This window comes from Chryseobacterium sp. CFS2 (assembly GCF_036543225.1).
Lineage (GTDB): Bacteria > Bacteroidota > Bacteroidia > Flavobacteriales > Weeksellaceae > Chryseobacterium > Chryseobacterium culicis_A.
This window is the reverse complement of record NZ_JAZHQU010000011.1, coordinates 45,512-65,843: the sequence shown is the minus strand read 5'-3', so window position 1 is coordinate 65,843 and position 20,332 is coordinate 45,512. Positions and strand designations below refer to the sequence as shown.

Genomic DNA, 20,332 nt, shown 5'->3' with positions numbered 1-20,332 from the left:
TCTTAATATTCTGATAAAAATATGTTAAAACAAACCATGCAATTCTGCCTCAATTTTCTCCAGAATAAATCCGAAATCTTCCGGTTTTTCTACAAAATCGAGATCATCCACTTCAACGATCAGAAGTTTTCCTTCCGTGTAATTGGAAATCCATTTTTCATATTTCTGATTCAGTTTTGAAAGATATTCAATACTGATGGATGCTTCATATTCACGACCTCTCTTATAGATTTTTTTAACCAGATTAGGAACATCTGATTTTAAATAAATCAGCAAGTCGGGAGCAGATACAAAAGATTTCATCAAATCAAAAACTGATGAGTAGTTATTGAAATCCCTGTCTGAAAGAAGATTCATATCATTCAGGTTCTCTGCAAAAATATGAGCATCTTCATAAATCGTTCGATCCTGAATAATGTTTTTGCCACTTTCTCTGATCTCTTTTACCTGACGGAATCTGCTTCCCAGGAAATACACCTGCAATGCAAAACTCCATTTGCTCATATCTGAATAAAAATCTTCCAGATAAGGATTATGATCTACATCTTCAAATTGTGCATCCCATCCGTAATGCTTGGAAAGCATCGTTGTCAAAGTTGTTTTTCCTGCTCCGATGTTTCCTGTAACCGCAATATGCATAATATTCTTTTTCCTTGTATTTACTGATTAGTTGATAAGTTTTTCGATGGCTTCAGTCTGAACTTTAGAAGTGTCTTCAATCAATTTCTGTAAGGTATTGTCTGAAGGTTTCTCTACCGTATTCTCATTCGGTTTTTCCTCAGTTGTTTCTACTGGTTTATCTGTAGACTGCTGCAGAGGTTCCGGCTGAGCTTCGAGCTGTTTTTGCTGTTTGGCTTTCTTTACTTTTTCAAGGCTGTAAAGATAGAGTTTGTTCCCTTTGATTGCAAAATAAGAGAGGATGTTTTTATCCACAATTTGCGCTTCCTGATCTTCAAAAACAGTCTCCATCCCTTTTTCCGGAACGTATTGTGAAATGAAATTAGTGGCTACAACCAGAATAACATCATTTTCTCTTCGAAACCGTTTTCCGTTTTCTAATGGGGCTTCAAACAGTTTTTCAAATTTCAGGCTGTAAATCCTGATATGTTTTCTTGTTAAGACATACACCTTATTTTCATAAACCAGCATATCCATTAAATCCTCAAAACTGATGTCAAATGGATAGGAATTAATGGTTGTATCATTCCTGAAATTGTACTGTATCAAACGTTTTGTACTATCATCCAAAAGCCACAGCTGCTGCAGGTCTTCGGCATAAGCCATTCTGATAAAACCAAATTTCTGTTTAAAATCCAACCTTTGAATTTCATTCATATTCTGGTCTACAAATTTCATTTCCTGGGCATTTTCAGAAAACAAGGGTACATTCAGAGGATTTTGTACGTTCTGCACTTTGTATGGAACGGTAAGCATCATTTTTCCAATCTGCTTTCCTAAAGAATCGTATTTGGTAAAACTAAAATCTTTGTTTTTATAGATATACAGATTTCCATAGTCATCGGCTAGCATATCTTTCGCTTCCTTTAGTTTCAAAGTATCTAAAGGAAGAATATTCTGCGCTGAAGCTGTACAGAAAAGGAAAAAAAATATTAAGTTTAAAAACTTCACTCTGTTTTTTTAATGGGGACAATTTACTGAAAAATAATTTCATCCAAAAGATGATAAAACCTGGTAGAATCTTCTTTGAACTTAATCAAAATCGAGACCATCTTCTGGATAAAAAGAAGTGTTTTAAAGAAAAATACAATGAATTTTATTTAAAAGCCACTTCGTATATTTTGGACCAGTTTTTTCCTGTTACGAGCATATTATCTCCTTTAAAAGCAATTCCGTTTAATACATCATCACTTCCTTTGGTATTCTGTTTTGCAATTTCTGTGAAATCAAAAGTTCCCACGACTTCTCCATTGGCGGGATTAATCTTTAGAATCACGGGTTTAAGCCAAACATTGGAATATATAAAACCATTGTGATATTCAAGCTCATTGAGTTGATCATAAATTGTGGTACTTCCGCCAACACAAACAGTTTTTACTACTTTTGACGGATCATTGACATCAAGAAAATAAAGATTTTTGGAACCATCGGTTGCAATCAGGTTTTTCCCATCATATGTCAGTCCCCAGCCTTCTCCAATGACGTTGGGAAGTGGAAATTGAGATATTTTTTTCAAGGTATTTTTATCGTAAATAAAACCAATTTTATTTTGATAAGTCAGCTGATATATTTTATCTCCAACAATTGCACATCCTTCAGAGAAAATTTCAGCGGGCTGCTTTGCCATGATTTTGGGCACAGATGATCCTAACGTATATTTTATAAGCTGTGAGGCTCCTTTCATTCCGTCACTTTCATATACTGTATTTCCTTCCACAACAAAACCTTCGATAAAGTTTTTAGGATCGTGAGGATAATCAGCAACTATTTTATAGGGAATATTCTGCTCCGGAGTTTTGGTAAATACATTAATGGTAGCATCCTGGTTCAGGACTTCACCTTTTTTTGTTTTGATGATAAAGATCACCTTGTTATCTCCCAGTGTGAAAAATTTAGGATCAATCGTTAAATCTGTTGTTTCCTTCCCTCTGAAACTGACGGCTATACTTTCTGTATTTGCTGTAATTTCTTCCGGCAATTCAATTTTATCTCCGAAATGGTAGCCTTTTTCTTCTTTTGAGTTGTTATAATCTGCAAGAGAATCAAGCATTTTTTCCTTGTTACTGCAAGAGACGAGTAATAAAACTGCTGCAAAACCAATGTTGATGTTTCGCTTCATAAAGGTATTAATCATTTGCCAAAAATACTAAATTTTAATCCTCAAAACGAAAATAACGCCCCCAAGGGAGCGCTACTTCTTCTTTTTATTAATAGCATCAGATTATTTGATCTGAACTTCGTAAATCTTTGGCCAGTTTTTTCCTGTAACCAGCATATTATCTCCTTTGAAAGCAATTCCGTTGAGTACATCATCACTTCCTTTAGTATTCTGTTTGGCAATGTCTGTGAAGTCAAAAGTTCCCACTACTTCTCCATTGGCAGGATTAATCTTCAGAATGATCGGCTTCTGCCATACGTTGGCATAGATAAATCCGTTGTGGTATTCCAGTTCGTTCAGTTGGTCATACGCCTGAGAACTTCCGGCAACAGCGATATATTTAATCAGTTTCGAAGGGTCATTTACATCAAGGAAATACAAAAGCTTACTTCCATCAGAAGCAATCAGATTTTTCCCATCATAGGTCAATCCCCAGCCTTCGCCTAATACATTTGGATAAGCAAATTCTGAAAGCAGTTTTAAAGAGCTTTTATCATAGATATATCCTTTTTTGCTCTGCCATGTCAACTGATAAACTTTATCGCCAACAATAGTGCTCCCTTCAGAAAAATCTTCCTGAGCCTGTTTGGTAGATGCAAGCGGAGTTGTAGTACCCAATGTGTACTTTAAAATCTGTGAAGATCCGTTCTGCCCGTCACTTTCATAGATGGTATTTCCTTCCACCTGGAATCCCTGTACAAAGTTTTTAGGATCGTGCGGATATTCTGCTACAATCTGATAAGCGATATTTTTTTCCGGATTTTTTGCAAATACATTGATCGTTGCATCCTGATTCAGGACTTCACCTCCTTTTGTTTTGACATTGAATGTAACCGCATTATCACCCAACGTGAAAAATTTAGGATCAATCGTTAAATCTGTTGTTTCTTTATCTCCAAAGCTGATGGTTACACTTTCTGCATTTTCCGTTACCTCTTTCGGAAGCTCAAGCTTATCTCCGAAATGGTATCCTTTCGCCTCCATTGAAGTATTATAGGTGTTCAGTGTATTAAGAATTTCTTTATCCTTATTACAAGACGCCAGTAATAAAATCGCTGCTAAACCCGCTATTATATTTTTTTTCATTGAATTTCTAAATATTTCTCCAAAAATAGCAAATTTTATTCCGTAGTGCCAATATTATCTACAGGTTCACCAAATTGTAATATATAGCCATTGCTGTCATAGATGGCAAATTCTCTCATTCCCCACTCAAAAGTTTCAATCTCATAGCATATTTTGGCTTTTGTTTTAAGATCTTCCCAAAGGTCGTCCACTTTATTTACATTGAAATAAAACGAACCGGAAAAACCGATTGATGTATTCGCTTCATGCTGATTGGGCTGAGACAGCATAATGTATATTTCATCTTTACGAAGTGAAGCCCATTGCCAATCATCATTCCTGTCCATCAAAGTAAACCCCAGAACACGACTATAGAATCCTATGGTTTCATCAAGGTTTTCTGTCCATAGAACGGGACGAAATGTGGTAAACTGTATCATGATTCCTGCAGTTTAAAAGTATTTTTATTGATTTTCATGTTTAGAGAAACCCATGTTTCCTTATCAATCCTGGCTTCACTTTTAACCTCCGGATCAAAATCAAAGCCTACTTTCCTGTAACATTCAATAGCTCCGGTATTCCAGTCGTAGACGTTCAGTTCTGCGGTTTCTTTATCAAAATGACTGAAACCATATTTCAGGAGTTCCAGCGTTACTTTTTTGCCATATCCTTTTCCTCTGTTGTTTTCATCCCAGATCAGAATTCTTCCCAGCAGAAATGTCTTTTCTTTTAAAAAAATCTGAGCATGACCGATTGTATTTCCGTCATCATCTGAAATTTTAAACAGGGTTCTTTTTTCATCATTCAAATCGGCCTCCAGCTGTTCTTCTGTGAGAGGAAAGCGGTATACAGGTCCGGCAAACTGAAGAAGCATTCTTTCGTCTTTTATCTTTGAAATCAACTGAGGAGCATCCTGAATGGTAAATGGAAGTAAGGTAATCATCATTTATTTTTCTAAATATTTTTTTAAACTCTGTCCTAAAATAGTATTCCAGCCTTCTGTAAAATTTTCTCTTGAAAAGCCTTCTCCCAAGTCTTTGAAGTTTTCAATGTCTTCATGGGTCAGCTTTACTAAAGTTTGTCCATCTTCAGGCAGTAATTCCCAGGTTACAATGGTCTTCAATGCTGAAAAATCAGGATAAGACCAGGTATGTTTCAATTTCTGATTAGGAATTACTTCTAAGATTTGCCCCTGATGGTGATATTTATTGGCTCCTCCAGGTTCATAGAAATTAAATTCAGCGCCTGTTTCCAATACAAAATCCTGGATATCAAAATACCAGGATTTCATTTCATTTTTATCGGTTAATGCTTTCCAGACTTTTTCTATCGGAGCATTTATTGTGAACTGAACAATGATTGGTGTACTCATATTATAGGTTTACTATGTTTAAATGTACACATTTTGTCCGTAATATTTAACCACAATAGTCACAAAAGTTTTATCTCTTAATGGTTTAAAGCTTAAGTTTCTACTCATGAAGAGCACACTTAAGTCATTAAAATCTAACGATTTTCATTTTGTGAACTTTTCACCATTCGAGCTTCTTCAGTCAATATTCTTTTGTGACTTTTGTGGCTTATTTTTTAATTATCCATGTGAAAAACCAGTGATCTTTGCTTCATCAAAATCCAATTGCATTTCAATGGTTCTCATGACGTGATCATCAAATATCTTTTCTCTTTTCATTCTGTGCAGTTCGTTTCTCTGTGCCTGAATGATCTGTCGTAAGACATCTTTGTTTTCATTAATGGCCGTTACATAATCTCCAGTAGAGGCCATACATTGGGCTTTATCTGCCATCAGCATCATTTCATTTTCCAGCTTATGTTTTTGATGGCGAACCAGACTGTTTGTGACCGCCAGTTCAGAGAAGTCATTATCCAGTTTATGCAATGCTGTTTCTTTCAGTTTACGCATAAGAATAACTTCCTGTTTTTCTTCCGGTAATTCGCTTCCGGCATCCTGGATATTTAATAATTTCAGGATTGGGCTGAGCAATAAACCTTGCCCTACCAGGGTAATCAATATGATAACAAAAGTTACAAATAAAATAATATTTCTGTGTGGAAATGCCTCTCCGTTTGGTAAAAAAGCAGGAATCGATAAGGCCGCTGCCAGTGAAACTACTCCTCTCATGGCTGCAAAACTGATGATAAACGGTTCCCGCCAGTCCGGTTTTGGAACTTTTAACCGTAATTCTTTGGAGCAGACTCTGGGGAAATACATCAATGCATAACTGTACAGAATTCTTGTTCCGATAATCGCTCCGCCAATGACAACACTGTAGAAAATACCTTCTGAAATAGTATATTCTTTCATTCCTTCTACTACAATCGGAAGTTCTAGACCAATCAGAATGAAAATGATGGTATTCATCAGGAATATCAGAACACTCCATACATTCCCTGACTGTATCCTTGAGGTATGACTCAAATAACAATGAGAATTATATGACATCAACAGTCCTCCTGCAACCACTGCCAGTACTCCTGAAAAATGGAAATGCTCTGCTCCCACATACATAATGTAAGGTACAATAAGGGTAATAATGGTATCTATATTGGAGTTGGTTGGAATAATCCTTAGTAAAGCTCCAAACAGAAAACCTACTGCCACTCCTACTGCAATTCCTCCGATAGCCATGGTAAAGAAATCCTGAACAGCATCTCTCCAAATGAACTGTCCTGAAATAACGGCAGCCAGAGCAAATTTAAACACAATTAAACTGGAAGCATCATTGATCAGACTTTCCCCTTCCAGAATATTAGTAATCTTTTTGGGAATTTTCATATGCTTTAATACTGAAGTAGCCGCCACTGCATCTGGTGGGGAGTTTACACCACCCAATAAAAACCCCATTGCCACAGTAAGCCCGGGAATAATAGAAGATGAAAGGTAAGCTACAACGATGGATGTTAAAAACACCAATCCAAAGGCCATTGAAAAAATCTGCTTTCTCCATTTATGAAAGTCCTGCCATGAAGTAAACCAAGCGGCTTCAAACAAGATAGGCGGCAGGAAAATAAGGAAAACAAGATCTGGTTCTATTTCAATACGCGGCATTCCCGGCACAAAGCTGATCAGCAATCCTGCAATGACGAGGAAAATTGGATAAGCAACTTTTAATTTCTGGCCGATCATTACCAATATCATCACAGACAGCAGTACTGCAATAGATATTATAACATAGCTGTGAATCATTTTAAGTAAGTTTTTTAAGTATTTTTTTAATTTAATTAAATAATGTATTCCGTTGGATTGATTTATATCAGCGGAAATCTTTTAATTCTCTATTTAATTACAGAACAATATTATTCTTCGGTGTGATTGCCGGCGGAAGATCAGATTCGTCCAGCATATCTCTCATATCAATTTCTATAGTACGGCTGATCTGGGTAATCGGCACATCATTGGGACTTCCTTCGAATGGATTAACAGAGGCTTCTCCTACGCTGTCTAATGTATGAAAGCACCATGTTACCAATAAAGAAAACGGAATATTAAACCATAAAGTCCATCCTTCTACCACTGTTCCGTCTCCTAATTTATCGAGCTCTTTCAGTAATCCGAAAGGCACAAAAACAATGAATAAAAGCAAAAGGTATGTGGTGATGGAAGAGAAATTTCTCGGATATGGAAAGTTCTTAATTCTTTCTGCTTTTCCCTGGTCATCGGTAAACTTTATCAGTTGCTGATTGATCTGTGTCCATTGAAAATCATTGAGTTCTCCTTTTTCATAGGCTTCAGACAACGCTTTACTCTGCTTCGCCATCAGTTGAGTAGCCCTGTTCTTTTTGCTTAAAATATACTGAAGTTCAGGTTCGGAAAGATATTTTTTCAATTCTTCATCCAGTTTGGACAACCTCTCCGGAATGTCATACTTTCTGGCATATTCATCAAACTGATCTGTCCCCATATTTTCCCATGCTCTCGGCTCCCGAAGCTGAAATCTCAAGGCGGTAAGCCATGCATAATGACGAAGAAACATCTCTTTTACTTTACCCGGATCTTTAGAAATCAGCGCATCTCTCAGGATATATCCAAAACTACGGCTGTCATTAATAATCGCTCCATAGATCTGTCTTGCTTCCCAGAGCCTGCTGTAGCTGGCATTGTTTTTAAATCCGACAATAAAGGCAACAGCTGTTCCCATGATGGCAATCGGCTGCCATGGAACGGAAAGAAACTTCCAGCCTAAAAAATACAGGACGGTAGGAATGGCTGATAATACAACCAAGGCGTAAATGCTCCGTCTTGTCCAGATAATGAACTCTCTGGCTCCGAATCTTTTTCCTGAATGCATAAGTGTTTATTTTTTGTGTTTATTATTTTTTATTTTCAAATAAAGGCTTTTCTCAGAGCATTCAGAAGCAGTTTTTATCATCAGTTTTTAGTAAATGGAATATTGTTATAAAAACCAATCTGAATCTGCCCGCGATTTCTATTTTCCTGAATCTGGTTCATATAACCTGCTTCAATCCTCATATTTTTGTTGATGACATATCCTAAAGCTCCGTAGACTCTGTTTCTATCGAAAACCGGACTGTTGAAATGCAGGAAAATTTCATTATACATTGATGCGTAAAGGGTCTTTGGCAGCATTTCTTTTTGAGTAATCGGAATATTCACGCCCAGCATATAACGGAACCTCATCCTGAAATCATCCTGAAGAAAACGTTCTTCCAGGCGATAACGGTGCTGAAGATAGAAACGTCCAAATTTCTGTTTGGTAATATACTGCTGGAAAATTCGGTGTTCTATATTCTCTTTTTTCTCCCCGTTTACATAAGGCTGGCTCAGAATAAACCCATATCCTAACAAAACATTGTTGTTATTTTCGGTAAGATCATACCCTATCCCGGTACGGATCAGCAACTGTTCCAGATCTCCAAGGGCATCAAAATTACGGTACTGAATTTCATTATGCCAGTTCAGCTTTTTGCTGATTTTGTTATTTCCAAAATACATATACCATGCTCCCAGATCATTTTTCTGAGCAAATGTCAATATGGATCCCAAACTTAATACTGTGAATGCCAACTTCGTAAAAACCTTTCTCATGTTTACCAATTACTATTATCTATCGTTTTTAACAAAATTAATATTTTAAATCAATAATAGCAAACAATATTTTGCACGCGGATATAAAGAAGTCCGGATGCAATTATCTGCACCCGGTTTTATATAAAAGATTATTCTGGAATCTGTTCTGTCAGAACATTCGTTTCATGCTGGTCAAAATAAGTACAGTTCATCCCGTGAAGATCCATTGTCCATCCGTTGATTCCGTTTTCGGCACAGTCTTTACAGAAAGTCATGTAATCTGTTCCTCCCTGCTGATGAAGTTTCAGCCTTATTTTAAAATTTTCAAGGTTTAAAGTATCGGAAACAGGAAGTGAATCATACTTACTTCCAGTCTGCACAGATTGATTGTCATGATTAAAATATTCAGTATTTCCGTCTGAAACGTATGCCTTATAATGGGAAACACCAAGCCTTTTTATCGCCTGAATATATTGAGGAAAATCGGCTCCGGTTTTTACTTTTTGGTGTTCTTCTTTAATGTTTTCGATCGTAAATTTCATTCTTTTGTATTTTTCTGACTGTTATTATTTAAGAATATAAAATTATTATTTTTTCATAAACAAATCATGTGTATCTGCTTATAAAACAAAAACTAATTTAATCAGAAAATATAAATTTCATTTACTTTTTAATGAAAACAACGGCATGAATATTTACTCGAACCTGTCTTTTAAATAGTTCATATCTGCAATTTTACTTTCAATGGCATATACCACTAAACCTGCCGTATTTTTGGCTCCTGTTTTCAGCAGAAGACTGTTACGGTGGCCTTCCACAGTTCTGGAGCTTATAAAAAGCTGATCTGCTATTTCAGAAGTGTTGTATTGTTTACAGATTAATTCCAATACCTCTTTTTCTCTTTTAGAAATATGGTTGGCATCAAAAATACTGGACACTTTCTTTTTAGGCTCTGTAAGGTTTTGATGTAATGCTTCCATTACTTCATTATTGTAAAAGAAACCTTTGCTATATACTTCCCGGATTGCAGTAAGTAATTCAGCAGGGCTTGAGTTTTTTTTAAGGAAGGAACACGCTCCGGACTGTATCATATTGACAATAAACGCTTTTGTGTTATAGCTGGTCAATGCAATAATCCTGATCTGAGGATATTTGATATGGATTTGTTTGGTAGCTTCTACTCCGTTAATTTCCGGCATATTGAGATCCATCAGGATAATATCAGGCAGCTCTTCCAGGGTTATAAGCTCATCAAGCAGCTCTTTCCCGTTACTGAAATCACTTACCAGTTCAATATCTTTTTCTCTCTGTATCAACAATGAAATTCCCTGACGAAAGAGTGCTTCATCGTCTACGGTTATTACACGAATTATATCCTTTTCCATCTTATAACTATTTAAAATGTAAATTCTACGGTGATTCCTTTATTGTTTTCACTTTCAATTTTCAGTGTTCCATTGATCAGTTCTACCCGGCTTCTGATGTTTCGCAAGCCTAATCCTCCTTTCAAAGTATTTTCATCAAGATTAAATCCTTTACCATCATCTTTATAGATACAGGTATTTTTTCCTTCTTTTCCTAGAAATTCTATATCAATATGAGTACTTTCACCATGCTTTATGGAATTGTTAATGAGCTCCTGAAGTATTCTAAAGATATGCAAATTTTTTTCTTCTTCTGTTTTTGCAAAGTATAGACTGTTGGAATAAGTAACCTGCAGGGTTTTGGACATGTTAATTTCTGAGCATAGGGCATCTATTGCAGCATGAAGGCCAAATTTTTCTAAAATGGGAGGAAGCAGATCATGAGAGATTTGCCTGGCGCTTTCGGCAGTTTTGTTGACCAGATGTATTATTTTATTTTTCAGATCGGTGTATTCTTCTCTGGCCAGATTATCAAAATCCAACAGATGGATATTTAAAGAAACCACACTGAGTTTTGAGCTGATGTCATCATGCAGATCCTGAGCAATCCGCAGTTTTTCTTTTTCCTGAGCACTGATAATGGCATGGGTAAGATCTTTCTCATATCTGATTTCCAGTTCTTTTTTCTGAATAAGATTTCTGGTTATTTTCTTATTAGAAAAATAATAAAATATGATCAGCGTAACGGCCAGTAAAGTAAATGCCAGAAAGGTATAAACGATAGTGGAAATAATTGTATTTTCATTCATTTTGTAAAATCATAACAGTAATTACACATTTTTTCTACGGGAAGAAAGATATTCTGCCAGAATAAAAATCTGGTATATAATAAACATGACGACATTAAAAACCCATATCTCTTTATGCAGTTTTCTGTTCATCACCGTATAAAGATTTCCGGATAAAAATATCACAGTACTGCTTATCAGGTAAAGTAAAAGTCCCAGACTTATATAATTGTATTTCTTTTTAGTATCCAGTATATTATACAAATGAAATAATGCCAGAATTATAATGGAATAAGAGGTGACAAAAATTTCAAACAGGTTAAAAACATAATATTTCTCGGGGTATATTATATACTGTATAACGAGAACTACAGGAATGATAATTAAAAATGCAAGTGCTGTTTTTTTCTGGTATTTTTCTATTAAAATTTCATGAAAGAACAACCCCAGTAACAAAAACTGACCAATCAGATAATAATGAGAGAAAAACAGATTGTTTATCTTCTGAGAATTCAATACATAGAAAACAATTTCACATATTAATATCCAGGCTAGATAGCCGATGAAGAATGTATAGGCTTTTCCTGCTCTTGAAAAGCCCATACAGTATACTGCCAGATTGATCAGCAGAATGCCTTTTCCAATTAATGACAATATTTCAATCCAATGATCCAATGATCTCTAGTTTTTCAAATTACAGATTCCACCATTTCGCAGTGGAACATACACTTGGGCAAGGTGTTGTCATGTCATAAACATAGTATCCTTTATCATAATCTACAATATCATTGTTATCAGCATCTACCCCAACCATCAGAAACTTAAATTCGCCTTCATCGGTAATGGCATTATATCCCCGATATCTCTCAAATCCTTTATCTTTAATGAAAATATCATGTACATCCTTCGCTGGGATAAGGTGAGCCCGTATAGACATTCCATCAATTACTTTTGTATTCTGCCAGTTGCTGATCCATGTTTTAGCATCTTCTAATAAGACTGCATGTTTAGGTAGTTCCATAGTTTTCTTGTTTTAAATTATATAATAGGTTTAGAATAAAGTCGTTATAACTACACATTACAAGTTATGAAAAAACTAACCATACTGTGAAATAAATTTATATTAATTAACATAATATTTATTTTTCAAAATTATAATAATAAAAAACAACAGGATTGCGTATTTCTACCCGTTTTTCAATTTGGCATTTAATACGTTGTTATCACTTTTATTTCCTTTATCGGCTACTTATCAGGATCACATTGAAAAAGCCGACAGAAATCTGCCGGCTTTTTTACTATTTTAAATACCAATATAAATCTTATGGATGCTGCTGCATTTTAGCAGGATCGTCATAATTTACCATCCAGTTGATTCCGAATTTGTCACTAAACATTCCGAAATAAGCTCCCCAGAAAGTATCTGCCATTGGCATTGTTATTTGTCCTCCAGCAGAAAGACCACCGAATAATTTGTCTGCTTCTTCTTTAGATTCAGCGTTCACAGAAATAGAGAAATTGTTCCCTGTTTTGAAATTGGAAGACCACTCTCCTCCTGTATCGCTTCCCATCAATATTGTTTCTTTAGAGATTGGAAGTGAAACGTGCATAATTTTGTTTTTGTCTTCTTCAGGAGTTTCTTTTCCTTCCATTGGAGGCATTTCTCCAAATGTTCCGATGTAAGGATATTCTCCTCCGAAAACAGATTTATAAAAATCAAATGCTTCTCTGCAGTTTCCATTGAATGTCAAGTAAACATTTACTGTTGCCATAATTGTTTTGTTTTTTTAAGTTGAGTTTGTTTTTTATTAAGGTTTTTCAGATAAAACTTTTAATCTTGAAAGCCCTTTCTGATAATCTTTTCCAACAGCGTCCTCCATATTCATAAACAGCTTCATCAAAGTAAAAGGATAAGGAATCTGTGAGGTAAATCCCCATGTTGCCTTACTTCCGTTTCCTTCCGGAACTACTGTTACATAAGCGTTTGCTTCACTTTCATAGGGAGTAAGGAATTTAATTTCCGTATCTATTCTTTTACCTGCTTCATCCACTTTTTTCAATTCCTGACAACCTTTTCCTGCATTCTTATTTTTACTGTCCCAGCAAACTTTTTCTCCCGGTTGTCCTGTTGTTCCTGTCCAGTCTTTTTTCATCCCCGGATCAAGATCATTCCATGGACTCCATTGATCCATTGCTTTGAGGGTATTGGTATTTTGCCATACTTTTTCTACCGGTGCATTGATAGAAACTGACTTCTCATATTTACAGTCTCCTGAAATAAAAGCCGCCCAAACTAATAAAATGATTAGTACTGTGGTTAAAAATAAAATAATTCTTTTAAATGTTCTCATCATAAATGTGTTTTTAATTATTATCTGTGTTGGTCTATAAGAATCATATTTCCATCGGGATCTTTCAGGTAGATATGTTCGGGACCTGAAGTGGTTTCGTCCGCTTCTTTTCCGATTTCTATTCCGTTTTCTTTTAATCTTTTCTGAATTTCACGTACATCGTCAAAAGATTCAAGATTTTGTGCATTTTCGTCCCATCCCGGATTGAAAGTAAGCATATTTCCATCAAACATCGCCTGAAAAAGGCCTATCAAGGTAGAACCGTTTTTCATGATGAGATAGTTTTGTTTTTCCGTTCCTGCCATGGTTGTAAACCCAAGTTTCTCATAAAAATCTTTGGATTTCTGAAGATCTTTTACGCTTAAGCTAATTGAAAAAGCTCCTAATTTCATATTTTTTTTGTTTTTAAAGCAAGTTTATGTCCAACGAAAACCAATCCCCAAACAAGGATTCCTAAAATCCAGAACCAGATTGGAGTAGGTAAAGACACCATCATGTATACAGTCATTAGCAGGAAAATAATTCCGCAAATCAGTGCTGCTGTATATTTCCCATTATTTGAAATTTTTGTTGCTGTAAATCCGGAAATAACTGCTGCCAGGGCATAAGCCAGAATGATAAAAAACAGAGCCATAAAAGGCGCTTGGCCTACATAAACTTTCAATGCCTCAATATCTCCGGCTACCGCTTCCACAGGAGGAGGATATAAAGCATGTCCTATTTTCTCCACTACAGTAATACCAATGGATCCTGCAATAAGACCTGCCAATACGGCTAATATTCTTCTCAGCATGATTATTGGTTTTTGAGTTGGGTTTTAAGCTCTATGCTTCCATCATAGCTTTTCCAGTTTCCAATAAGCTCAATATACTGTCCTTCGATTTTCTCTGTTTTTCTGTTCCATTTGAAATTATAAACAAACCTTCCTTTAAAAAGTCCGGAATGTTTTCCTTTATTCTCTTCCGCCAGCTCATATTCTCCGTATACCGCACCCTGTTTCTTGGAATCTTTATATTTTGAAATGGTAATTTTCCCTTCAAATTTTGTATAATTGGTATCTACAAGAGAGTATCCTGAAACGAAATATTCCTGATCATTTTTTTTATTCTGTTCAGAAATATTGATCTTTACTTTCAGCTCCTGACCTTTATTTCCGATAGTTCCTATATACGGTTTACTATTGTTCAGCCAGGTATTTGAGATATCAGGCATCTGAGCCCATACAAAATTGGCTGCCAGAATGAAGAGTAATAAAAGTTTTTTCATAGTGTGATTTTTTTAAACGCCAAATTGGGCAAGATGGTGGTTCAGATGTTTGGCAAACATATTATTCCATTCCTGAGAATTCAGTTTTCCAAAAGAAAAAGATTCTTTACCATCAAACGCATCTGCACCTAACTGCTGGGTCTTCTGAATAAAACCGATCAGTCTTGTTTTTTCTTCATGAAAGTTCTTTCTGGTAGTAATCAAAAACTGTGGAGCGGTAGGAGAATCTCTTGGATATGCTTTTTCTCCCACTACCTTGGGTTTTACGAAAGTTTTCAGTATAAATTTGGCAATAGCTCCCGGCTTTTTGTGTTTTTCCGGTTCATAGATCATTTCATAGGTAATACAGCAGTGTGCCAGCATTTGGTCCACGGTCATTTTCCCCCACAAACCATGAGTATCTTCTACCAGCCTGTTGATCCTATCAATATAGTTTTGAGCATCTTTTGCATCAAATACGTTTTCCATATAATTTCTATTTTACTATGGACAAATATATCAGTTTTTTTGATTGATTTGATAGTTGGTTGAAAAAAGGAGAAATTTTTGGGATACGAGGTGTGAGATGCGGGTACGAGGTTGATTGTTGCAGGGTTCTGGCTGCCATTTTTTAGATTAAGTGTAGAAATTAAGATTGAAAGAATACGAGTTACGAGATTCGAGATTCGAGTGGCCAGCGATTCAACCTGGAAGCTGATTATCTCTGACTTATTTTTTAATCCTCAATATTTAAAATTATCATAAGCACAACCGCCCATCAGAATAACTGAAACAATCCCCTAACATCTAGCATCTAGCATCTAGCATCTAGCATCTAGCATCTAGCATCTAGCATCTAGCATCTAGCAAAGCAAAAAAAACTACTCAACATCCTCCTGGGAAGTATTCTCCAAAGCAATTTCCTGCGGCGCTGCTTTTCTGAAAATAAACCAAAGCTTAATCTTTAAAGCAATCCAGCCAATGATGGCATACACAACTAAAAGAATACTTAAATGTTTCAGGTAAGGGAAAGTAAGTTCTACCGAACCTTTTTGAATCAATAAGATTTTGAAAGCCTGTAAAAAGGGAGTTAATGGAATAATATTCGCGATAAACTGTACAAAAGCAGGCATTGCACTTAAAGGCCATGTAAACCCACTGATAATGAACGCTGGTGAAGCAATAACCATAAGGATCTGCGTAGCCTTCAAAGCATCCGGAATCAGAATACTGATAAATACTCCCAGAAATGAAACTGATCCTACAAAGACCGCTGTCAGAAGAATAAAATTAAATATTCCTTCAGGCATCGGAACATGGAAAATCATATGCATAAAGTAATAAATACCTACGATGAGAATAGAAAATACCCAAATCGGGATCACCTTAATAAGCATGGTTGGGAAAGCCCATTTTTTCATTTTCAGGTATTCTTTTACGAAAGAACCTCTTTCAAATTCGGCAGCAAAACTTACAGCCATCGCCAACAGAATTACCTGCTGTAATACTACCGCCAGCATTGCAGGCCACATAAAGATCAGGTAGTTTCCGGTAGTATTGAAAAGGGTGATATAATTAGCTTTGAAAGGCTCATACTGAGTAGCGGCCTTGGCAGCGGGCATTCCTGCTTTCTGAAGAGCTTTGATGGAAGCTCCGGCAGAAAATGTTCCTATGGTCAGCTGAAGAGCTTTGGAAGCAAAATTTGCTGTTAAGACATTTCCTGTATTGATGTAGACATTCAGTTCAGGGTATTTTTTCTGAAGCATATCTCCTTCAAATCTTGATGGAATAATCACCACAGCTGCAGCTTCATGTCTGATCACCTCATCTTTAATACTCAGAGGTTCCTGGAGATATCTGATAATTTTGATGCTTTTATTATCATCCAGCATTTCCGTCAGTTGGTTTGACAAAGGGGTATTATCCCGGTCGACAACCAAAACAGGAGTATTTTCAACTTTTCCGCTTTTGTAAACAAAGCCCAGCAAGGTTGCATAGAAGACTGGTGCCAAAAAGAACACCGTCCTTAAGGTTGAATTGCCGATAAAAAGTTTGAACTCACGTTTTAAAAGACGGAAAAATTCTTTCATCTGTATATTTTTATATGTTGAAGAACGAAATAAAATCCAATAGAAGTTTCATCTGTTCTTTTTCAATTTATTTCAGGATTATATTGGCATTGACCAAAATACTTTTAGCCTTATTCATGTCTTTCGGTTTTACTTTGATCTCATAGATCGCATCCTGCAGCTGATAGTCAGGGTAAGCTGTCGTGATATCTGCATATTTTGTCAGCTGTTTGATATACACTATATTTCCTGTCAGGGTTTCTTTGTTGTAAACGACTTGCATGGTCACCTCCTGTCCTTTTTTGTATTTTGAAATGGCACTTTCCGGGATTGTAAATCTGAAATAAGTGCTTTCGGGAATATATCCATTGAATAAAGCAAAACCAGCTGTAGCAAGCTCACCCGTATTCAAGCTGATGGTTTCGATTTCCATATCGTTGGTAGCAATGATGTATCTTTCGGAATAGGCTACATTGGCTTCCTGCAAAGCTCCTTTAGCCTGTGAAGCCTGCCCTGCTGCCATTTCTACTTTTTCGAAACGGGTACCTCTTGTTACATCATCCAGTTCGGCGACTACCGCATCATACTGTGCTTTTGCTCCCTGTAGTTTTGCATAGATTTCGTCATGAGCCTGTGGAGACATCAAGCTGTCGCGGAACATATTGTTTGCTCTTTTGTAAGATTTCTGGGCAAATTCATATTGCTCTTTGAGTCCTTTATATTTAGCCTTAAGCTGTCTCAACTGATCGGCTGTAGCTCCGTTTTTCGCCATCTGTTCCTGGGCCGTAGCAGCATTTACAGCGCCCTGTGCCTGTGCAATTTTTGCGGAAACTTCAGGAACATCAAGCTGAGCCAGCGTATCTCCCTTTTTCACGGTTTGCCCTTCAGAAACATATATTTTCAGAATCCTTCCGGTAACTTTAGGAGCAAAAGAGATCACATCCTTTTTTGTTTTTCCTTCAGGATCTTTGTTTTTTTCATTTTTTTTGTCACAGCTCCCCAGCAAAAACAGAGCAGCGAAGAGTATAGATATATTTTTATGCATCATTTAAATTTTTAAGGGATTAAATAAAATTTGGTGATATCCAGTTCCTGGGTAGACCTCATCAGTTCTATTCCCGCTCTTCTCTGGTTGAAAATGGCATTCTGATATTCCAGTTCGGAAGCTTCAAGATCATTTTCTGCATCAATAAGCTGTGAAGATTTACTCATTCCGTATCTGAATTCTTTTTCGGCCTGTACCAACGCATTTTTTGCCAGCTCTTTTTCTTTGGCTTTCAAGGTAATCTGTGCGGAGGCGATATTATAATTGGTTTGATTATTAGCCAGATTCAGGGTCAGTTTTTTCAGAGCATCTTCTTTCTGATTTTGTAGTACTTCTTTTCCTACTTTGGCTGTTTCTTCTGCATGTTTTCCTTCTTTACCATCAAAAATTTCCCATTTAAATCCTACTCCAGCTGTAATCAGTGGAAATATGTTAATGTTATTAGGTCTCCAGTCCAGTTTTTTTCCTTCATATCCAAGTATTGGAACTGCCGGGATGACATTTTCTGAGGACTTAATTCTGTTTCCGTACAGTCCGATATAATAGGCTGAAGCCATCAGCTGTACTTTAGGAATCATCCAGGTTTTTTCAGCCTTTATTTTATAGTCTGCAGCGCTGATGCCATGTTCCAGCGCTCTGATTTCAGCTCTCTGCTCTATTCCTTTTTCTGCGGCCAACAATTCTACCGGAGATAATACTGGATCAATCATTTTCAGCCTTTCTCTGTTGATTCCTGTTAAAATATAAAGCTGGGTAAGAAGAAGTTCTTTTTTCCCTTCATATTCTACCATTTTAGCATCTAAAGTTGCCTGAGCCAGTTCAATTTTTTTATGATCATAAGGAGTAATCAGACCATAGCCAAGAGCTTTATCTGCAGTTTTTCTGTTGATATCCAGTCTTTTTTTACTTTCATCCAGTACTTTTTTAGACTGATGAATTAAGGCTAATTGATCATACGCTTTAGAAATGGTGGCAATCACCTCATCTTTTGTTTTCTCCAAAAGAATATCTTCAGATTTTTTCTTTTCTTCAACGGCCTTTTTCATGTATTTAACTTTGCCACCTGAATACAAAAGCATTTTAGCATCAGCTTTGGCAATTCCTGAAAATCCGGACACATTGAAATTATTGTTGAAAGCTCCTTCCGGAATATTGATAAAGGGAGCGAGATTAAATTCCGGTGACGTCAGTCTTGCTGTTCCATTGAGATAACCTGCTTTACCACTTAATTCCAGGGTTGGAAGAAAGATATCTTTCAGTTTGTGTTCATCAAGATCGGTAAGTTTGTTTTGGGTAATCTGCATTTTAAGGTTCGAGTCCCGAACCATAGCACTATCCAGAAGTTCTTTAAAATCCGGCGCAGACTGTGCCCAGCCAAAAGCGGGGAAAGCAAAAAAACTAAACGTAAAAATCAATAAATTGTTTTTCATGGTTTATGTTTATAACAAATATAATGCAAAAAAAGATAAAATCCTTAAAGATAATTCTACAATACAGTGAATTTAAAGTAAGTTTAAAATATGTTTAAGTTTAAAGCCCTACAAAATAAAGTTTTGCCCGAAGTGTTTAAATGTTAATTAAAACTTAAAAAATTTTGAAAAAATAATTAACTCTACTTTTACTGCGTCCTTTTTATTGTGTCTTTTCTTAGGAAACAAAAGAATCAACGGATATTCAATCGAAAAATAAATCTTTCCTTTTTATTCTTATTCTGAATATAGGAATCTAGATTCCTGCGGAATGGCAAACTGGATGCTTAGGCTCTGGAAATAAAAATCAGTAAAATTTGTGAGAATGGGCTTTAGCCAAAAATATATTACAACGCGATGTCCGCAAAAGCATTATGAATCGGTTTAAGCTTGTTCGTAAAGGCGTTTCACTTAGCTAAGATAATGGAGAAAACGTTGAATTAGTTCCAATCTGATACTGTGCAAAAACGAAAACTCCCCGCATTACTGTGAGGAGTTTTCTGTATAATTATAATAAGCTGATTTACTTTTGAACTGCTTTTTTCATGGCAGCATCAGGGCGTAAGATTCTGTAACGTACTTCAATGTCTTTTGGTACATAGAATACCAATGGAAGTTTACTGTTGTATCTTACGATTTCAGGTTTTAAAGTCACAAACTTTTTAGTCTGTTTCTGCCCAGGGCATCCCATAAGAGTTCCTGCTGTTTCTCCTTTAGACTCTACTTCGTAATAGTTGTATCCCCATCCCTGAAGATCCTGAGTTTTCATTTCTCCCATTAAGAAATAGTTGTTGCAGTCTAACATTTTTTCAGTTCCGACAAAAAGTTCAACTTTTAAATCGTTTTCATTTTTTGCTACGGGAAGCTGAATATATACTTGTTTGTATCCTTCTTTAGCTTTTGGGAACATTTCAATCTGTAGTTTTTCAAACTTTTCTGCTTTCTTTTGTGCAAAAGCATTTACTCCGGCCATCAACACCAATCCTGTAATTAAAGTTTTAGAAAATTTCATCTTTTAATAATTTTTTTAATTGATATTATCTTAATTCCAAA

25 protein-coding genes are annotated in these 20,332 nt (G+C 36.0%); all 25 read right to left on the bottom strand.

Annotated elements, in window-relative coordinates; all coding sequences use genetic code 11:
• Nucleotides 1–24 precede the first annotated feature (24 nt).
• Nucleotides 25–639, bottom strand: coding sequence for a deoxynucleoside kinase (locus tag ODR02_RS21190; protein ID WP_002977952.1), 615 nt, complete (start codon nt 637–639; stop codon nt 25–27).
• Nucleotides 640–666: 27 nt separating this feature from the next.
• On the bottom strand, nt 667–1,629 hold the full coding sequence (locus ODR02_RS21185; protein WP_105680673.1) for a hypothetical protein: 963 nt from the start codon (nt 1,627–1,629) through the stop codon (nt 667–669).
• A 145-nt stretch (nt 1,630–1,774) separates the two neighbouring features.
• Nucleotides 1,775–2,797, bottom strand: a complete 1,023-nt coding sequence (locus ODR02_RS21180) for a glutaminyl-peptide cyclotransferase (RefSeq protein ID WP_309513468.1) — start codon at nt 2,795–2,797, stop codon at nt 1,775–1,777.
• A 102-nt stretch (nt 2,798–2,899) separates the two neighbouring features.
• Nucleotides 2,900–3,922, bottom strand: coding sequence for a glutaminyl-peptide cyclotransferase (locus ODR02_RS21175; RefSeq protein WP_309513467.1), 1,023 nt, complete (start codon nt 3,920–3,922; stop codon nt 2,900–2,902).
• Nucleotides 3,923–3,957: 35 nt separating this feature from the next.
• Nucleotides 3,958–4,341: a VOC family protein gene (locus tag ODR02_RS21170; protein WP_309513466.1), complete on the bottom strand. Its 384-nt coding sequence runs from the start codon at nt 4,339–4,341 to the stop codon at nt 3,958–3,960.
• Nucleotides 4,338–4,847, bottom strand: coding sequence for a GNAT family N-acetyltransferase (locus ODR02_RS21165; protein ID WP_245169671.1), 510 nt, complete (start codon nt 4,845–4,847; stop codon nt 4,338–4,340). Before ODR02_RS21165 ends, ODR02_RS21170 begins: the two co-directional genes overlap by 4 nt.
• A complete protein-coding gene (locus ODR02_RS21160) occupies nt 4,848–5,273 on the bottom strand; it encodes an SRPBCC family protein (RefSeq protein ID WP_309513465.1) in 426 nt (141 codons plus the stop codon). It lies immediately after the preceding gene.
• A gap of 219 nt (nt 5,274–5,492) precedes the next feature.
• Complete coding sequence (locus ODR02_RS21155) at nt 5,493–7,106, bottom strand: Na+/H+ antiporter (RefSeq protein WP_105680677.1); 1,614 nt, start codon at nt 7,104–7,106, stop codon at nt 5,493–5,495.
• Between the two features lie 97 nt (nt 7,107–7,203).
• Nucleotides 7,204–8,208, bottom strand: coding sequence for a bestrophin family protein (locus ODR02_RS21150; RefSeq protein ID WP_209783936.1), 1,005 nt, complete (start codon nt 8,206–8,208; stop codon nt 7,204–7,206).
• 80 nt (nt 8,209–8,288) lie between these two features.
• Entirely contained in the window at nt 8,289–8,966 is a 678-nt protein-coding gene (locus ODR02_RS21145) for a DUF2490 domain-containing protein (RefSeq protein ID WP_309513464.1), read from the bottom strand.
• A gap of 131 nt (nt 8,967–9,097) precedes the next feature.
• Nucleotides 9,098–9,490 (bottom strand): DUF1398 domain-containing protein, encoded by a 393-nt coding sequence (locus ODR02_RS21140; protein WP_309513463.1) that lies wholly within the window; start codon nt 9,488–9,490, stop codon nt 9,098–9,100.
• 153 nt (nt 9,491–9,643) lie between these two features.
• Nucleotides 9,644–10,333 (bottom strand): response regulator transcription factor, encoded by a 690-nt coding sequence (locus ODR02_RS21135; RefSeq protein WP_209783933.1) that lies wholly within the window; start codon nt 10,331–10,333, stop codon nt 9,644–9,646.
• Nucleotides 10,334–10,344: 11 nt separating this feature from the next.
• A complete protein-coding gene (locus ODR02_RS21130; protein ID WP_105680682.1) occupies nt 10,345–11,121 on the bottom strand; it encodes a sensor histidine kinase in 777 nt (258 codons plus the stop codon).
• Nucleotides 11,122–11,142: 21 nt separating this feature from the next.
• Nucleotides 11,143–11,775: a hypothetical protein gene (locus ODR02_RS21125; protein ID WP_309513462.1), complete on the bottom strand. Its 633-nt coding sequence runs from the start codon at nt 11,773–11,775 to the stop codon at nt 11,143–11,145.
• A 19-nt stretch (nt 11,776–11,794) separates the two neighbouring features.
• A complete protein-coding gene (locus ODR02_RS21120) occupies nt 11,795–12,121 on the bottom strand; it encodes a hypothetical protein (RefSeq protein WP_105680684.1) in 327 nt (108 codons plus the stop codon).
• 301 nt (nt 12,122–12,422) lie between these two features.
• Nucleotides 12,423–12,872, bottom strand: a complete 450-nt coding sequence (locus tag ODR02_RS21115; protein WP_105680685.1) for a VOC family protein — start codon at nt 12,870–12,872, stop codon at nt 12,423–12,425.
• 36 nt (nt 12,873–12,908) lie between these two features.
• A complete protein-coding gene (locus ODR02_RS21110; protein ID WP_309513461.1) occupies nt 12,909–13,454 on the bottom strand; it encodes an SRPBCC family protein in 546 nt (181 codons plus the stop codon).
• 17 nt (nt 13,455–13,471) lie between these two features.
• Nucleotides 13,472–13,843 carry a VOC family protein gene (locus tag ODR02_RS21105; RefSeq protein ID WP_309513460.1) on the bottom strand — a complete coding sequence of 124 codons (372 nt, stop codon included), beginning with the start codon at nt 13,841–13,843 and terminating at the stop codon, nt 13,472–13,474.
• On the bottom strand, nt 13,840–14,244 hold the full coding sequence (locus ODR02_RS21100; protein ID WP_309513459.1) for a hypothetical protein: 405 nt from the start codon (nt 14,242–14,244) through the stop codon (nt 13,840–13,842). Before ODR02_RS21100 ends, ODR02_RS21105 begins: the two co-directional genes overlap by 4 nt.
• Nucleotides 14,245–14,246: 2 nt before the next feature.
• Nucleotides 14,247–14,717 carry a hypothetical protein gene (locus ODR02_RS21095; protein ID WP_309513458.1) on the bottom strand — a complete coding sequence of 157 codons (471 nt, stop codon included), beginning with the start codon at nt 14,715–14,717 and terminating at the stop codon, nt 14,247–14,249.
• 12 nt (nt 14,718–14,729) lie between these two features.
• Nucleotides 14,730–15,185, bottom strand: a complete 456-nt coding sequence (locus tag ODR02_RS21090) for a DUF1569 domain-containing protein (RefSeq protein ID WP_034699611.1) — start codon at nt 15,183–15,185, stop codon at nt 14,730–14,732.
• Nucleotides 15,186–15,577: 392 nt separating this feature from the next.
• Entirely contained in the window at nt 15,578–16,786 is a 1,209-nt protein-coding gene (locus tag ODR02_RS21085) for an ABC transporter permease (protein ID WP_209783927.1), read from the bottom strand.
• 67 nt (nt 16,787–16,853) lie between these two features.
• Entirely contained in the window at nt 16,854–17,810 is a 957-nt protein-coding gene (locus ODR02_RS21080; RefSeq protein WP_309513457.1) for an HlyD family secretion protein, read from the bottom strand.
• A gap of 11 nt (nt 17,811–17,821) precedes the next feature.
• Nucleotides 17,822–19,240 (bottom strand): TolC family protein, encoded by a 1,419-nt coding sequence (locus tag ODR02_RS21075; RefSeq protein WP_309513456.1) that lies wholly within the window; start codon nt 19,238–19,240, stop codon nt 17,822–17,824.
• 562 nt (nt 19,241–19,802) lie between these two features.
• Complete coding sequence (eco, locus tag ODR02_RS21070; RefSeq protein WP_209783924.1) at nt 19,803–20,291, bottom strand: serine protease inhibitor ecotin; 489 nt, start codon at nt 20,289–20,291, stop codon at nt 19,803–19,805.
• Nucleotides 20,292–20,332: the final 41 nt, after the last annotated feature.

Bases quoted from the DNA above. Each gene is read 5' to 3' on its own strand.
- ODR02_RS21190 (WP_002977952.1), bottom strand. From the start codon at position 639: ATGCATATTGCGGTTACAGGAAACATCGGAGCAGGAAAAACAACTTTG.
- ODR02_RS21180 (WP_309513468.1), bottom strand. From the start codon at position 2,797: ATGAAGCGAAACATCAACATTGGTTTTGCAGCAGTTTTATTACTCGTC.
- ODR02_RS21175 (WP_309513467.1), bottom strand. From the start codon at position 3,922: ATGAAAAAAAATATAATAGCGGGTTTAGCAGCGATTTTATTACTGGCG.
- ODR02_RS21170 (WP_309513466.1), bottom strand. From the start codon at position 4,341: ATGATACAGTTTACCACATTTCGTCCCGTTCTATGGACAGAAAACCTT.
- ODR02_RS21165 (WP_245169671.1), bottom strand. From the start codon at position 4,847: ATGATGATTACCTTACTTCCATTTACCATTCAGGATGCTCCTCAGTTG.
- ODR02_RS21160 (WP_309513465.1), bottom strand. From the start codon at position 5,273: ATGAGTACACCAATCATTGTTCAGTTCACAATAAATGCTCCGATAGAA.
- ODR02_RS21155 (WP_105680677.1), bottom strand. From the start codon at position 7,106: ATGATTCACAGCTATGTTATAATATCTATTGCAGTACTGCTGTCTGTG.
- ODR02_RS21150 (WP_209783936.1), bottom strand. From the start codon at position 8,208: ATGCATTCAGGAAAAAGATTCGGAGCCAGAGAGTTCATTATCTGGACA.
- ODR02_RS21145 (WP_309513464.1), bottom strand. From the start codon at position 8,966: ATGAGAAAGGTTTTTACGAAGTTGGCATTCACAGTATTAAGTTTGGGA.
- ODR02_RS21140 (WP_309513463.1), bottom strand. From the start codon at position 9,490: ATGAAATTTACGATCGAAAACATTAAAGAAGAACACCAAAAAGTAAAA.
- ODR02_RS21135 (WP_209783933.1), bottom strand. From the start codon at position 10,333: ATGGAAAAGGATATAATTCGTGTAATAACCGTAGACGATGAAGCACTC.
- ODR02_RS21130 (WP_105680682.1), bottom strand. From the start codon at position 11,121: ATGAATGAAAATACAATTATTTCCACTATCGTTTATACCTTTCTGGCA.
- ODR02_RS21120 (WP_105680684.1), bottom strand. From the start codon at position 12,121: ATGGAACTACCTAAACATGCAGTCTTATTAGAAGATGCTAAAACATGG.
- ODR02_RS21115 (WP_105680685.1), bottom strand. From the start codon at position 12,872: ATGGCAACAGTAAATGTTTACTTGACATTCAATGGAAACTGCAGAGAA.
- ODR02_RS21110 (WP_309513461.1), bottom strand. From the start codon at position 13,454: ATGATGAGAACATTTAAAAGAATTATTTTATTTTTAACCACAGTACTA.
- ODR02_RS21105 (WP_309513460.1), bottom strand. From the start codon at position 13,843: ATGAAATTAGGAGCTTTTTCAATTAGCTTAAGCGTAAAAGATCTTCAG.
- ODR02_RS21100 (WP_309513459.1), bottom strand. From the start codon at position 14,244: ATGCTGAGAAGAATATTAGCCGTATTGGCAGGTCTTATTGCAGGATCC.
- ODR02_RS21095 (WP_309513458.1), bottom strand. From the start codon at position 14,717: ATGAAAAAACTTTTATTACTCTTCATTCTGGCAGCCAATTTTGTATGG.
- ODR02_RS21090 (WP_034699611.1), bottom strand. From the start codon at position 15,185: ATGGAAAACGTATTTGATGCAAAAGATGCTCAAAACTATATTGATAGG.
- ODR02_RS21085 (WP_209783927.1), bottom strand. From the start codon at position 16,786: ATGAAAGAATTTTTCCGTCTTTTAAAACGTGAGTTCAAACTTTTTATC.
- ODR02_RS21080 (WP_309513457.1), bottom strand. From the start codon at position 17,810: ATGCATAAAAATATATCTATACTCTTCGCTGCTCTGTTTTTGCTGGGG.
- ODR02_RS21075 (WP_309513456.1), bottom strand. From the start codon at position 19,240: ATGAAAAACAATTTATTGATTTTTACGTTTAGTTTTTTTGCTTTCCCC.
- eco (WP_209783924.1), bottom strand. From the start codon at position 20,291: ATGAAATTTTCTAAAACTTTAATTACAGGATTGGTGTTGATGGCCGGA.